This window comes from Luteibacter sp. 22Crub2.1, from assembly GCF_900167995.1.
Classification (GTDB): Bacteria; Pseudomonadota; Gammaproteobacteria; order Xanthomonadales; family Rhodanobacteraceae; genus Luteibacter; species Luteibacter mycovicinus.
Map to the genome: position 1 here is coordinate 43668 of NZ_FUYT01000001.1, position 14198 is coordinate 57865.

Below are 14198 nucleotides of genomic sequence, written 5' to 3' on the forward strand. Positions count from 1 at the left end.
GGCCGCCTGATGCGGCCCGAACGAAGCTAGCACAGCCATTCGTAGTCGCCACCGGTCACGACTACGCGGTATCGGCAGGAATCGCGCCTTGATTGATGCGACGCAACATGGCAAGGTTGCGGGTTGAGCCGTCTTTTCGAGTCCGCCAGCCGTGTATTCCCTCGTGTCGCTTACGCCACCCTGACCTGACGCCCATGCTTCAGCGATGTGCCGTGCCGCAGGCATGGCCGGGATGATTCGCGCCGCCTCAGGCGTGTGCCACACAGGAAAACCGCATGACCCGCTCTTTGCCTTCCGTCCGCCAGAACGTTCTGGCCGGACTCACCACCGCGTTCGCGCTCGTGCCCGAAGCCATGGCGTTCGCGCTGGTGGCGCACCTCAATCCCCTCATGGGTCTGTACGGCGCGGCGATCATCGCGGCGCTGACGGCGGCCTTCGGTGGCCGTCCCGGCATGATCTCCGGCGCGGCCGGCTCGATGGCGGTCGTGATCATCGCCCTCGTCGTTCAGCACGGCAGCGAGTACTTCCTGCTCACCGTCCTTCTCGGTGGCCTGATCCAGCTTCTGTTCGGCCTGCTCCGCCTGGGCAAGCTGGTACGCATGATCCCGCATCCCGTCATGCTGGGCTTCGTCAACGGACTGGCCATCGTGATCGCCAGCTCGCAGCTGGAGCACCTGCATGCGCCCGGCGGCGGCTGGCTCAGCGGCAGCGCGCTCTATCTGATGCTGGGACTGGCGCTGGTCGCCATGCTTGTCGTCTATGTCCTGCCGAAGCTGACGCGGGTCCTGCCCTCGGCGCTGGCATCGATCGTGATCGTCAGCCTGCTCGTGCAGGTGTTCGGTCTGCACACGCGCGACGTGGGCGACATCGCCTCCATCAAGGGTGGGCTGCCCGTCCTTCACTGGCCGCAGGTACCGCTGACGCTGGACACCCTCAGAATCGTCTTTCCCTATGCGCTCGTGATGGCCATGGTCGGCCTGCTCGAAACGCTGCTGACGCTGAATCTGGTCGATGAGATCACGGCGACCGAAGGCCAGCCCAATCGCGAATGCATCGCGCTCGGCGCCGCAAACGTCGTCTCCGGCCTGTTCGGAGGCATGGGCGGCTGCGCCATGATCGGCCAGACCATGATCAACCTGACCTCGGGCGGGCGCACCCGCTTGTCCGGCATCACCGCGGGCGTGCTGGTGATGTGCTTCGTCCTGTTTCTGTCGCCGCTGATCGAGCGCATTCCGCTGGCCGCTCTGCTGGGTGTCATGCTGGTGGTGGCGCAGAAGACCTTCGCCTGGGGCAGCCTGCCCCTGCTGCGCCGGCTGCCGGTGGCCGATGCGCTGACGATCGTCGCGGTGACCGTCATCACAGTGCTGGCAAACCTCGCCACGGCCGTTCTCTGCGGCGTGCTGATCGCCGCGATCGCCTTCGCTTGGAAACATGCGGATCGCCTCAGCGTGACGCGCGAGGCCTTGCCCCATGGAGGTCGTCGTTACCGGCTTCATGGCACGTTGTATTTTGCGGCCACGGCACGACTGCAGACCATGTTCGACGTGGAAAACGATCCGGCCTATGTCGAGCTGGATTGTTCCGGGGCGCATCTGGACGATCACTCCGCCGTCGAGGCCATCGAAGCGCTGCGGCGCCGGTATGCGCAGCAGGGCAAGCAACTGCGCGTCACGCGGATGAACGACGCCTGCGAGGCCTTGCTGATGCGTGTGGGCGGTGCCGAGGCACACGGAACCCCGGATGACGCCCGTTAAAGCAGGGCTCGCGCCATGGACAGGCGCGCTTCCCACGATCCGGTCAGAAGCCGGTAAGCCACGTTACGAGCCTTGAGTTCGCGCACGTACCATTCGTGCTGCCATTGTCGGAAGGCTTCATCCCGCCGCGTGCCGTCCTGTACGAACGGCACATCCGGCGAGCAAAGGAAGACGAGGTCATACGCGCGTCGCGACAACGCGTCGAGTTCATCAGCCACCGCATCGAACATGACCTCCGCGTATAGCGCCGTCGTCAGCGGCGTCGTATCGCAGATCAGATAGCGGTTCGCCTGGGCCACCAGCGATTCCTCACGAGCGATCTGGGTGCGCGCGATGTGCAGCATGTCGTCGTGCACCAGCGCGCCGTGCTTCGCTTCCCATAACTCTCGCCCATATTCCGCGGCGTGGACGGTGCCCATGGCTGCCGCCAGCTGTGCCGCGAGCGTCGACTTTCCGGTGGACTCGCCGCCGATAATCGCCACGCGACGCACGAAGTCCCTGTAGACCACGGGGGACAGATAGTGGCGTGCCGCATGCACATCGTCACGGATCATCGTACCGGACACGGGCACAGCCACGCGCTGCGGGTCGACCATGACATGAGCGACGGCAGGTCCGCCGTGCGCACGCTGCTCCGCCGAAAGCGCCGAGGCGAACCCGTCGCCATAGTCCTCGCTGGTGAAAACGGCATCGACCACCGTGTCCATCAGGTGCCGCAGGACCCAGGCAACGAACCGGCGCTGCACGGCATCCGCCGCATCGTTGTCGGGAAGCGAGACCGCAGGTAGCCCGCGCTGGCGGCACGCTTCCGCAAGCCGGACGTCGTCCAGCACACAGCGGATCGCATCCGGGTACAGGTCGGCCAGCCAGCGCTCACGCCGGGCGGGCTCGCAGCCTGGAAATTCGGGCCGGGTGTAGCTCAGAATCACCAGCTGCTCGCACAGGGAGCGCGCCCGCTCGATCAGATATTGATGGCCGTGATGCAGCGGGCAGAATTTGCCCACGATCAGTCCCCGCGCATACCGGGTCACGCGGGCGAGGCCTCCGTCCGGGAAAGGCGTACCCAGTGTCGCCACGCGACCAGGGCATTGACCCAGTACGCGGCGTAAAGCACCGCGGTGACGGTCAGACCACGCGAGGCGTAAAGCGGCACCGCGACGGTGTTCACCAATAGCCAGACCGGCCAGGTCTCGATACGCCGGCGCATGAGCAGCAGCTGGGCGAGCACCGACGCAGCCAGCACGAAGGAGTCGGCAAACGGCGCGTATGCGTCGGTGAACCGATGCAGCAACGTGCCGTAACCCACCGTAGCGATCGCCGCCGCAAGCGTCATCCACGCCAGAGCGCTCGCTCCGGTCCGGTGCACGTTACCGTCACCCTCGGCACCCCGACGGCTCCAGTGCCACCACCCCACGATGCTGGCGACGACGAAGAACACCTGCAGCAGGACGTCGGCGTAAAGCCTCGTCTGCCAGAACAACACGGCGAACAACGAACAGCCCGCCATGCCGGTCCACCACGTATGTACGCTGTTCCTGCCGGCAAGAAGAATCGACAAGGTGGCCAGTGTGTTGGCCGCCCCTTCCAGTAACGTCATCGTGTCAGTCCTTCCCGCACATCGGTGGTGTATTGCAGCACTTTGTCGTCGCCGTCGAGCGGGACGACCGTCACCTCGACACCGTGCAATGCGCTGGCGAGGCTCGCGGAAGCTTCATCCGCATGCACGATGTCACCGGGTGCCAGTCGCAGCAGAACGCGTCGATCGGCGTACTGATGCACCGTATAACGCGACAGCGGATACGCCAGCAGCGCATGGGTCAGGTCGATGTTGTTCACCCATGACCCGCTGGCGGTCTGGTAACGCACGGGCTGGCGTCCGTGCAGCCGGGCGATCACGGGGCCCTCGTCGCTCGCCACGAGTGCGCCGTGATCGCCCGTACGGTAACGCAGGAGCGGGAGGCAGAAATTGAAGCCGCCGGTAAGCGTGATTTCACCGGTCTCACCGGGCGCCACAGGTCGACCGGACGCGTCGACGACCTCGACGAACATCCCGGGCTGCAGAAGAAGATGCCCGCCAAGCGCCTCGTCGAAGACCGCGAGTGGCCCGGCCTCGTTCATCGAGTAGATGTCCAGCACGGGGCAGGCAAAGCGCTCCTGAAGTGCGGCAGCGAGCGACGGCGACAAGGCCATCGAGACCGATAGCAACGCTGTCGGCCGGTGCCGCACAGGCAGTCGAAGCAGCTCGGCGAAAGAAATGGGATCCCCGGCGATGACTTCGGGCCGCATGGCGTCGATGTACCGCGCACGATCGCCCGCGTCACGCCAGTCATCCGGGTGCAGATTGATCTTGGCCAGCCCGGACTCGTCCATCGACGGTGTGACGGACACATAGGTGAAGCACGTGCGTTGCATGCCGAGCAGCATCACCCCGACGTCGCCGCGACCATGCCGCAGGGTGATTCCCGCACGTCGCAGCGCTCGCTTGTGATAGGCCAGGTAGCGCCCGGCCACCACCGGATGCGATGGGAGGACCAGCGGGTGTCCCGTCGTCCCGGTCGTTCGAAAGTTGATGAGTCGGTCCAGCGAAACGGAATCGGGCACGAAACGGGCGACGTCGGCAGCGAGATCGCCGCGATCCACGGTGGCGATGCGATCGAACGAAAGCGGCAGGCCCCGGCTGCGGTAGTACGGTACCTCGGCGTGGACGTGGGCGACGAAAGCGCCCAGCCAGGGTGGCGTCACACCCGGCGACCACGCGAACGGCGCATGACCTTCATTGCGCTCATAGTCGCGCAATCCCGCGACTTCTTCGTGTAACAGGCGATTGCCACTCCGGTTGCGGAACACCGGTGCATGCGGATGCTCGGTCATATGCCTCAGCACGGCGCGCCCCGCGTCGGACAACGTCGGATACCGGTCCGCATCGGTGGGTTCACGACTCACTCGCGAGTCCACTTGTCCGCGGATTCGGCGGCCGCTTTCGCGGCCAGTGCCTCACGAATGGCTCGTGCCCGCTCTTCGGCGGCACGGCTTGCCTCCAGCAGGCGGCGGCGTTCGACGCCACTGACGCTGGCGAGCCGGTCCGCCGCCTGATGGGCCGTCTCGCCCTCGGGCAGCAACGCCAGCCGTGCCAAGACGGTGCGTGCAAGCTCTTCGCGACGGTCGGCCTCGAAGACGTAGCGAGCCGCATCCGCCTCGGCCGCCAACGCGGGAATGGCGTCGGTGAACAGGGCCGGCATGGAAGAAGGCACGGCGCCGGCCGCCAGCCAGCGCTCGTCGGCCAGAAGCCAGGCCAGTACCGCGGAAAGCGTGAGCTGCGCCGCGCTGACCCCCAACAGATCCCCCGAGAGGGTCGCAAGCAAGGCGGGTGGCGTCGTCTCACCGTGGCGCGTCAGCATGTCGTTGACGACGGCAGCCACATGCACGCGCCCTTCCCTGCCTCGCCGCGGCGGATCGAGAAAGTCAGACGGCACGTCGATCAGGCGCCGCAGAAGCCATTCGAGGGGGAGACCGTTGCTCATACTCATGTACCGAACTTGGCGAACACCTGGGTGGACGGGCAATCCGCGCATACCGCGGCGGCGCGAGCCCGCCGTCCCGTGGCGAGGCGTGCGCGGAGGTGGCTCACGTCGTCCACGGTGAGCACATCGCGCGTGGGAATACCGTACGTGTCGAGCGTGAAACTGCAGGGAGCGATGCGGCCGTGCTCGTCGATGAACAACGTGGGGCGAAGTGACTCGCAATCCGTCACCGGCACCGCGCGCCCCGACGCCGTCGCCGCGAAGCGATCGAGGTAGGCGTCGCTCGCGCACAGCCGCACACCACGCTCGCTCATGCGCTGCACCAGCTCCGGCAGCCGATGCCGCAGGGTCGTGACATCGTCGACGCCGAGCGAATGGTGAGGAAAGAACTCCGGCCGGTCGCGTCCGCCAAGCTGATTGAAGGTGATTTCATCGATACCCCAGTCCGCCAGTCGCTCACAGAGCGCCGGAAACGAAGCCAGGTTGTCACGCATCAACACGACGTTCGCGCGGAGCCGCGGTGAGCCGTTCGCGTCCCGCAAGCGGCGAATACCGTCCGCCAGCTTCAGCCAGCCGCCGGGCCATCCACGTAAGCGTTCGTGATCGCCCTCGAGGGCGTCCACGCTGACCGTGATTTCGTCGAATGCCGCCGCCAGCGCCCGCGCAGCGTCCTCGCGCCCCAGTGTCGTACCGTTGGTGGTGACGCTCACACGAATACCGTGTGCTTCGCGCAGGCGTCGCGATAGATCCAGGACACCCGGCCAGAGCAATGGCTCACCGCCGAGCCAGCTCAGCAAGACGTCCTCCCCGCTGATCGCCCCCCACTGGCCAAGAAGCGAAGCCAGGCGTTCCACCTCGGCGGCATCGACGTGGATCCGGGGGACGGAAACGCGCCGGTCGTAGGCGCAGAAGCCGCAGGCAAGGTTGCAAAGGGTGGTCACCCGCCAGAGCACGATCATGCGCCCATCCGTCCGTAGTGGCGCTGGCTGAAGTCGCGCGCGAAGGTCAGCAACTGCGCCATGTCGCGTACCACATGAATGCTCCAGCCTTCCGATCGCGCCCGCAGCAGGTCGGCCGTCCAGCCCGTGGCGGCCTTGTCGGCGACATGGTCGGGTAGCGGACTGTAGAGATTCAGTGCCATGGTTCCGCCGGCGCGGGCTGCGCTGAGCGCGTGGGCCGCGATGTGCCAACCGCTGTTGCCCCGCTCGTCGTTGGCGAACATCGTGGTGATGCCATCGTCGGACAAGTGGAGTATGTGCACGGCGCGATCGCGTGGGGTACGCGTTTCGTAGGTGCCACGAAGCCGGTGGATCGGAAAGGCGGTGGCGCCGCCGAAAAAACCGGTGAGCACGCGAAGGATCGCGTCCTCCGAGCGGACGAATCCCTCGGTATGCATCTCCTGTTGCGTGCCGCTCCACAGGGTAACCTGCACGCGCGACCCCGCTCGCAGCGCGGATAGCGCGATGACGGCACCGGCGAGCGCAAGGTACGAGGTATGCGTCTGAGGATTGGGCATCGAACCGGAACTGTCGACGTACAGGTCCAGGTCGACAGGCTCACTGCCTTGTTCGCGTCCGGGAGCGAGTCCGTAGGTCCGCTGTACCGTGGTGAGCCCCGGGATGACCCGGGGCGATTGCATCACGGTCTGCATCCAGTCGATCGTGTCGAACGGATCGCCGAGATCCCAGGGCTCGAGACCCTCGGGCTGCGGCTCCATCGACTCGGGCTGTGGCCGCACCGGGAAGCGGATCAGGTGAGGCAACGCACGTTCCCGGTAATATCGCACCGCGATGTCGTGGTCGGTGAGCTGGAGGCCCGCCGCACGCAATATCTCACCATACTCGAACGGCTCGCGTGCTTGCGCACCGTCACCGGCATGTTCGGCCGCGGTCGACACCGTAGCGGCCTGGCCTTCGTGCGGAGGCCCCAATGCCGGAGGCGCGTCTCCCGTCACGCGCGGATCCAGTGCCGGATGCATGACGGGCGCGAGTTCGTCGCTGTCCAGACGATCCAGGCCGGACGGCTGGCTGCCGAGGCCGGCATGCCGTGTGTCCATCAGTGCTTCGATCCGTGTATCGCTCGTGGATTCGACGAGGTACGGCAGCAGCAGGGCGGCGAATCGCGTGGACCCGTCGAGCCAGTCACCGGCGTAGTTACGTACCACGCGCGCGCCGAGCCACGCGTCGCCTTTCATGGCATCGTCGTCGACCGGACCGCCGAGCGAGCCCGCGCTCAGCTGCCAGAGCTGTTCATAGATGCCCATGTACAGCATCCATACGGACGACCGCCCTCCTTCCGTGTCGCTCGCCGCGAGGCGTCGGTAGATATCCGCCATGCGCAGCCCTTCCTGCCGCTGCAAGCGGTCGTTGATGAGCAGGTCGGCATAGAGATTGGCCACCATCGGCGCCTGCGCTTCGAGCGTCGGCAGTGCGCGCCGGATGCGGGCCAGGAGGCGCGCGTGGTCGGTCGCCGTGGCCGGAGACAACACATGGTGCCCAATTTCATGGGCGAGAATTTCGAGAGCGTAGTCGTGAAGGCTCAGCCGGGAGACTTCTTCCAGATCGATCACCACGCGCTGATCGACCAGCCGGATCATGGCGAAGCTGCCTTGCAGGCCTTCCTTCGACGCCTCGGCACGCGTGCCACAGAGACGTGGGTCCTGCAGCCGGGTGAAGCGACTCCAGACAGCCAGCGCCCGGGGCCACGCCGCTCGCCAGACGGCCAGCGGATCGTCGGCCGGCAAGGGGGCGCTCACGCGGACACCGGCAGCACGTGGAGATAATGCGTCAACGGCGAGAACAAGGCGGCGCTGTGCCGGCCCAGCGCCGCCGAGGCGCTTTCGCCGGGTATCCGCACCGCTACGTCGCGCCCCGTGACGTTGACCCCGCGTGGCGTGATCGGAAGCGTTTTCACGGACCCAACGTCCGCCTGCGTGAACTCCGCCGCGGTCGCCGGAAGAACCACAGCACCGAAGGCGTCGCATACCACGAGAAACCAGCGCTCACCACTTTGCACGACGAAGCCGTCAGCGGTGGCGCGTGCGACCGGCGGCTCGGCGAACGGTCCGCCAAAACCCGTAAACCCGCCCACCGTTCGTCCCTGAGAGGCCACGCCGTGTTCCGGGTGCCACCATCGATCGGCGCGCAAACGCGGTTCGAGGTCGGTCCAGGCCTGATCGGGCGCGCCCACGGCTGCCGCCGCGAGCGACGGATCGATGCGGCCGGCCTGATCCAGCGCCGCAACCCGCAGGTGTGCCATGCCGGCTCGCCAGGCGCAAAGGGCACCGACCGTGCGCAGTGCCTCCAGCGTCGCGCAGCGCGGCGCGAGCGTGGCCAGGTCCGAAATCCATCGGCCGACGTCGATACCCGGCACGCCGCCGAGTCGCACCACCGCATTGCTCACCGTACCGAGTGTGTCCGCCGGTGCCGTCGTCAGCAGGTGTCGCATCGGCAAGGCGAGCTCCCGCCAGGCGCGGTCGATCCACGGCTGCCTCGCGCCGGGTCCGGCCAGACCCTGTGCCACCAGGTCCAGGCCGATGCCGAAGGCAGCCTCGATGATGGCTACCGTCGCCTGCTCATCGACGCTGCCCAGGTCGACGCACATGGGATCGAGCGTGTCCGAAACGAACGCGCGGAAGGCCGAAAGGTCCATCCCCGGTGTCCGGTGCCGGGCCTCGGCGACCCGTTGATTGAGCAACGGGCGGCGCGCGGCCAGCACGTTGGCCAGAAGAGCCGAGACCACCTCAGCGCGCCTGCTGCCAGTGCAGGTAATTGGTGTATCGCTGATGCAGGTACTTCAGCTTCAACAAGTCGTCATAGAGGTGGCCGTAGAGTTTGCGCCCCTTGACGCGCTCTTCCACGAGCCGTTCGATACGTACGATGCGTGAGCGCGTATCGCGCTCGCTCAGGCCGTCGAGTCCCCTGGCAAACTCCGCGGACAAGTCCCCCACCGGATCGTTGCGATCGAGATCGAGGCGATCGTACTCGGCGTTGGAGGCGTCCAGCAGCCAGCGCAGCCAGCTCACACGGTCGGTCCGGTAGGCCGCGTTCTCGGGCAGCGCGAAGAATGGCGCATCCGGATCGGGCTGCAGTTTGTCGTTGAGCACGAACGGCAACACCTGTCGCACGTCGTCCAGGGCCACAACCGTCTGCCCCCTGAAATAGGCCAGTGCCTTGGCGAACACCAGGATCGTCATGAGGTTCCGCACGGACAGACCGTTGAGCGTCTGGCAGCCGAGATCCTTCAGCCGGTCGCGTCCACTGTCCGCGGCCACCACCTGGGCCCAGTCGATGCCGGCCAGGCGAACCGTGTCCTTGGTCAGGTACTCGAACTGCGCGCCCGCGCCTTCCATCAGCTCGAACTGGCTGCAGAAGAATTCGATGCGCCGACGCACGTCGTGCGGAACGTCGATCCCGCGAATCTCTTCCACCATGCGGTCCGCTTCCGCCTCGGTGAAGATGATGTCGCGCGGCATCACTTCCTCGGGGTGGATGTTCTCCTCGATGCGCAAGAGCATCTCGTCGAGAAAGCGCGGATTGAACGCCAGTGCCTGGACGACCACGTCGATACGATCGCGCAGCGCCTCGATGACCTGGTACGTACCGCCGCCGCGATCGTCATTGGCCGTGAGGTACCAGGCCGAGTCCGGGCACTCGTAGACGTGGTTGAGCACCTCCGCGTAGTTGTCCCCCATGACCGTGAGCAGGGCACTCTGGGTGCGGGTGGGAATGCGGTTGTACTCATCGATGATCTTCACGCGCATCGAGAGCCACTTTCGCCATGCGATGCGGATGTCGCCCATGTCCTGCGCGGCAACCAGGTCGGCCGGCAGCGGATTGCCCAGCAGGTCGGCGATGGTCATCTGCGGATGCCCGTGCTGCATGGCCCGGCGGACCTCGCGCACCGGGTAGCCCGCCAGAACGCCCATGAGGATGGCGCTGGCGGTCTTTCCGCGTCCCGGCCCTCCGATGAAGAGGCATTTTCGCCGGGTGGCGAACGTCAGCAGCGGCAGCAGTACATAGCTCGAATAGCTCTGAGCCGATGGAAGGACCAAGGGGCGCCGGGTGTCGCCCACCGGAAACGATGCCGAGGGGCCGTCGTGGTATTCGATATCGTAGTGCGGGCTGATGATCGCGTTGTTGACGATCCAGAAATATGCCTGGCGCAGCTTTTCATCGAGGCGGACCGCCGACTCCGCAGTATCCGTCGTGAGTTGCACCGGTCCCTCGTACAACTCGGCCACGTCGAACGCCCGTGGCGCCTGCTCCGCGCGGGGGTTGGTCGGTGCCCGCGAAACCCTTTGGAATAAGTTGAACGGCGACACGCGATCCTCCGGTCGTCAAGGTCGCGATCATAACCCATTGTCTGCGACGGCCGCATCGCCGGTGCGCGGAAGCGGCTATTTCCAGCGATGCCAATCACGGGCACGATGAACGCATGAAGACCATCGCCCCGCTCAACCAGCAAGGCCCCGTGGAACAGCTACGCGCCGGGAAACTCGTTCGACGCCTCGTGCAGCTGATGGTCGGGCTGTCGCTGTACGGTCTGTCGACGGCCATGATGATTCGCGGCAACCTCGGCCAGGCCCCGTGGGATGCACTCCACATCGGCATTACCCAGCATCTTCCGGTGAGCTTCGGCTGGGTCGTCGTGGGTGTGTCATTCGTCGTGTTGCTGTTCTGGATCCCGCTACGCGAAATACCTGGCCTGGGCACGCTCGCCAATTCGGTGACGATTGGAACGGTGGCGGGCATCGCGCTGGATCTGCTCAGGTCGCCAGACGCATTGTGGGCGCGCTTCGCCCTCACGGTCGGCGGAATTTTCCTGTGCGGGCTGGGTTCCGCGTTGTACATCGGCGCCCAGCTGGGGCGTGGCCCGCGCGATGGCCTGATGACAGGTCTGCATCGTGTGACCGGGCTGTCGCTTCGACTGGTCCGTACCGGACTCGAGGTCACCGTACTGTTCGCCGGCCTGCTGCTGGGCGGCGTCGGCCTGTTCGGTATCGGGACCGTGCTGTTCGCGCTGTGCATCGGTCCGCTGACGCAGGCGATGTTGCCGTGGGCACTGGTGCCCTTGCCGGTCAAGGGAACCGAGGAGATGCCACCAGTGGACGACGCGATCTGATTCGCCGAGTCAGTGGTCGCCGTAATGGAACTTACAGCTGACGACATTGATGCAAAGGTCGTCGAAGGCGTATACGAGACGATCCTTCTTGTTGATCGACCTGGACCAGAAGCCTGCAAGGTCGCCGCTCAACTCATGTGGGTTACCCAGTCCTTCATTGGGCGTTCTCTGCGCATCCTTGATAAGCGAATTAATCTTTTTCAGAGTCTTCTTGTCTTCAGCCCAGTCCTGGTAATCCTTCCAGGCTTCATCCGTGAACTTGACACTTCGCGCCATCAGGCGGTCTCCTGGTGATCCTCTTCAATCAGCTCTCGTTTTTTCGACCTGCCCGCCTTGAACTGGGCGATTGATTTGGCAAGGTGATCGCGGTTTGCTTTGTTACTAAGCAAGTGAATGGTGTCTGCCATCGAGTTGTAGTCAGCGAGAGACATGACTACGGCGTCCTCATGGTCACGACGATGAATGACCGTAATAGAGCAGTCGCTTGCTACGGTGTCCAATACGTCCTTGAGGTTGTTACGGGCGTCCGAAAAACTGACCACGCGCATTGGGTTCTCCTGTCCTTCTAAACCTTTCTATTTGTCTTCGGCCCCAACAAAGACTTGTACAGGACCTTGCACATGTTAAGTCTAGACGATAACCCCAGACGTAGCAAGCTTCTGGAGTCTGAATCGCAGGGTTGAATCGTGCTTATTATCAATGAATTACGATCCGTTTTTGAGCTGAATTGAACCCGGCTGGCCGCAGGTCACCAGTCGGTCGGGCGGTAGTCCTTCAGGAACTGCCCCCACACATGCTCGCCCGTGTTGATCCCGCTGATGATCGGATCGACGATCCGCGCGGCACCATCGACGATATCCAGTGGCGGATGGAACCGCTCTTCCAGTACCTTCTTCGCCGCGAGACCCGCCGGATCCTCATCCGTCACCCAGCCGGTATCCACGCTATTCATGTGAATACCGTCGTTGTGGTAATCGGTCGCCGAGGTGCGCGTCATCATGTTGAGCGCGGCCTTCGCCATATTCGTATGCGGATGGCGGGTGGTCTTGAAGTTCCGGTAGAACTGCCCCTCCATCGCCGACACGTTGACGATGTGCTTATCGCGTTCCGGCGTGCGCATCATCAGCGGCTTGAGGCGAGCGTTGATGATGAAGGGCGCGATGGCGTTGACCAGCTGCACCTCCAGCAACTCCACCGACGAGACCTCGGCCATCAGCAACCGCCACGAATTGCGCTCGCGCAGATCGATCTGCTGCAGGTCCTGGTCGAGTCTGCCTTCCGGGAACAGATGGCTCTGGGCCAGCAGCTCTTCGGGCAGCAGCGGAAGCTGGGATAGCTCGGCGGCGCGGGTCAGCCCGGAGAGGCCGCCGTTCCGATCCGCCAGCGCATTCGCCGCCACACCGGCCTCAGGCAGGATGTGGGTGCCGCGCAGGCCTTCGTAATGACCGACCAGCTTGCGTACGTGCTCGGGCGTGTCGTGCAGGGCGGCGCGCTCGCCGTCCATCATGTGCGCATAGAAGTCCGGCGGGCGACGCACGGTCTGGCACGCGTTATTGATGATGAAGTCCAGCCGTGGGCGCGTCGCGACGAGTTCCTGGCAGAAAGCTTCCACGCTGGGCGTGTGGCGCAGGTCGAGGCCATATACCTGCAGGCGATGACCCCACTCGGCAAAGTCCGGCTCTTCGGCATAGCGAGCCGCCGAATCGCGTGGGAAACGCGTAGTCACGATCAGCTCCGCACCGGCGCGCAGCAGCTTGAGGCCCGCCTGATAGCCGATTTTGACACGGCCACCGGTCAGCAACGCGACGCGACCGCGGAGGTCGACCAGCTCGGTGCGCTTGGTGTAATTGAAGGCGGCGCAATCCGGGCAAAGCTGATCGTAAAAGAAATGGATCGACGAGTACTTCTTCTTGCAGACGTAGCAATGTTTCGGCTCGATCGACTCGCGCGGCTGCGCGGCATCGACATCGGGTGGGATGTCATTGGCCTCGAAGCCCTCGGGCGCGAAGACGTTCGGCGTCGTGAACACCGGCTTCCGGCGCAGCGCGCGGATGCCCGTATTGTTGAGCACCGCATCCTCGGCCTGGATCTTCGACGCGTGCCGGGCTTTCTGGGCCGCCTTCAGCCGGACCCGGCGCTCGGCGGGGTCGGGATGATAGACCTGCGCCACAGCCTGCAACAGGCGCTGACGATCGTCGGCGGGGAGTCCTTCCAGCAGCAGACGGTCGGCGGCAATCGACTCAAGCAGTTGCGCGGCGGCGCGCAAACGCTCCAGCAGCGCGCTGTCGGCCTCACCGGCCGAGGGTGTCATAGTGGTCAAGATCTTGTTCCGTAACGAATAAATCCGCGCGAGGTGGCGTGCTTCAGGAGGCATCGCAGGCGGCGGGGCGCCTATTTTGACGGTTTCCGGTCCTGTTGTGGGAATTCTGCCGTGAGAATCCCCTGCTCCGCCCTGCGCGTCAGGCTCCATGCACTGTAGAGCTCGTCAATAGCTCGACTTGAAGAAGCAACCACGCGCGGCAGCGCAAGTCCCGCAACGAGCACCGCGTAGTTTCTGCGTTTGGAAGCACTCGAGAAAGCGATGTAGCGAAGCATCGCCCAGGAGACCCGCTCGCGTATACCTTCCAGGCCACCGACACGGTCACGTTCGAACCATGTTCGTCGAAGGTACCGCCCAAGGCTTCTCACCGTCGACACATCGAGAAGAATCACCCCCGTGGCACGCGCGAAGCGCGATGGCATACACGAGGAATAGTTACCTTCCATCACCCAGCGGTCCTGCTGAATCGCTTCGCGGTCG

At 64.9% G+C, this 14198-nt stretch carries 13 protein-coding genes; 2 read left to right on the forward strand and 11 right to left on the reverse strand.

The genetic code is table 11. The annotated features are described in order from the left end of the window. Positions 1–275: 275 nt before the first annotated feature. Positions 276–1754 carry a SulP family inorganic anion transporter gene (locus tag B5X73_RS00165; RefSeq protein WP_079519796.1) on the forward strand — a complete coding sequence of 493 codons (1479 nt, stop codon included), beginning with the start codon at positions 276–278 and terminating at the stop codon, positions 1752–1754. On the opposite strand, the gene B5X73_RS00170 is transcribed toward B5X73_RS00165, so the two are convergent. From B5X73_RS00170 to B5X73_RS00205, 8 genes are read right to left on the reverse strand one after another with little or no spacing between them, the layout of a single operon-like run. After that, the gene (locus B5X73_RS00170; protein ID WP_079519798.1) at positions 1751–2785 is read right to left on the reverse strand and encodes an AAA family ATPase; all 1035 of its coding nucleotides are present in this window, start codon (positions 2783–2785) and stop codon (positions 1751–1753) included. The genes B5X73_RS00165 and B5X73_RS00170 overlap by 4 nt on opposite strands. After that, entirely contained in the window at positions 2782–3351 is a 570-nt protein-coding gene (gene pnuC / locus B5X73_RS00175) for a nicotinamide riboside transporter PnuC (RefSeq protein ID WP_079519800.1), read from the reverse strand. Before pnuC ends, B5X73_RS00170 begins: the two co-directional genes overlap by 4 nt. Beyond that, positions 3348–4697, reverse strand: a complete 1350-nt coding sequence (locus B5X73_RS00180; RefSeq protein ID WP_079519802.1) for an AMP-binding protein — start codon at positions 4695–4697, stop codon at positions 3348–3350. The genes pnuC and B5X73_RS00180 overlap by 4 nt, the downstream gene beginning before the upstream one ends. Next, complete coding sequence (locus B5X73_RS00185; protein ID WP_217699707.1) at positions 4694–5275, reverse strand: hypothetical protein; 582 nt, start codon at positions 5273–5275, stop codon at positions 4694–4696. Before B5X73_RS00185 ends, B5X73_RS00180 begins: the two co-directional genes overlap by 4 nt. A gap of 2 nt (positions 5276–5277) precedes the next feature. Continuing rightward, on the reverse strand, positions 5278–6234 hold the full coding sequence (locus B5X73_RS00190) for a radical SAM protein (protein WP_079519806.1): 957 nt from the start codon (positions 6232–6234) through the stop codon (positions 5278–5280). Further along, positions 6231–8030, reverse strand: coding sequence for a VWA domain-containing protein (locus B5X73_RS00195; protein WP_079519808.1), 1800 nt, complete (start codon positions 8028–8030; stop codon positions 6231–6233). The genes B5X73_RS00190 and B5X73_RS00195 overlap by 4 nt, the downstream gene beginning before the upstream one ends. After that, a complete protein-coding gene (locus B5X73_RS00200; protein WP_079519810.1) occupies positions 8027–9016 on the reverse strand; it encodes a hypothetical protein in 990 nt (329 codons plus the stop codon). Before B5X73_RS00200 ends, B5X73_RS00195 begins: the two co-directional genes overlap by 4 nt. A 1-nt stretch (position 9017) precedes the next feature. Beyond that, the gene (locus tag B5X73_RS00205) at positions 9018–10598 is read right to left on the reverse strand and encodes a MoxR family ATPase (protein WP_036113170.1); all 1581 of its coding nucleotides are present in this window, start codon (positions 10596–10598) and stop codon (positions 9018–9020) included. Between the two features lie 113 nt (positions 10599–10711). Here B5X73_RS00205 and B5X73_RS00210 point away from each other — a divergent pair, with 113 nt between their 5' ends. Beyond that, positions 10712–11398 (forward strand): membrane protein YczE, encoded by a 687-nt coding sequence (locus B5X73_RS00210; protein WP_079519812.1) that lies wholly within the window; start codon positions 10712–10714, stop codon positions 11396–11398. A gap of 9 nt (positions 11399–11407) precedes the next feature. Here the strand turns inward: B5X73_RS00210 and B5X73_RS00215 are convergent, their stop codons facing one another. The 3 genes from B5X73_RS00215 to B5X73_RS00225 form a co-directional block, all read right to left on the reverse strand. Further along, complete coding sequence (locus B5X73_RS00215) at positions 11408–11674, reverse strand: Txe/YoeB family addiction module toxin (RefSeq protein ID WP_079519814.1); 267 nt, start codon at positions 11672–11674, stop codon at positions 11408–11410. Beyond that, positions 11674–11946 (reverse strand): type II toxin-antitoxin system Phd/YefM family antitoxin, encoded by a 273-nt coding sequence (locus B5X73_RS00220; protein WP_036113164.1) that lies wholly within the window; start codon positions 11944–11946, stop codon positions 11674–11676. Before B5X73_RS00220 ends, B5X73_RS00215 begins: the two co-directional genes overlap by 1 nt. Positions 11947–12146: 200 nt before the next feature. Further along, the gene (locus tag B5X73_RS00225) at positions 12147–13709 is read right to left on the reverse strand and encodes an SDR family NAD(P)-dependent oxidoreductase (protein WP_079519816.1); all 1563 of its coding nucleotides are present in this window, start codon (positions 13707–13709) and stop codon (positions 12147–12149) included. Positions 13710–14198 lie beyond the last annotated feature (489 nt).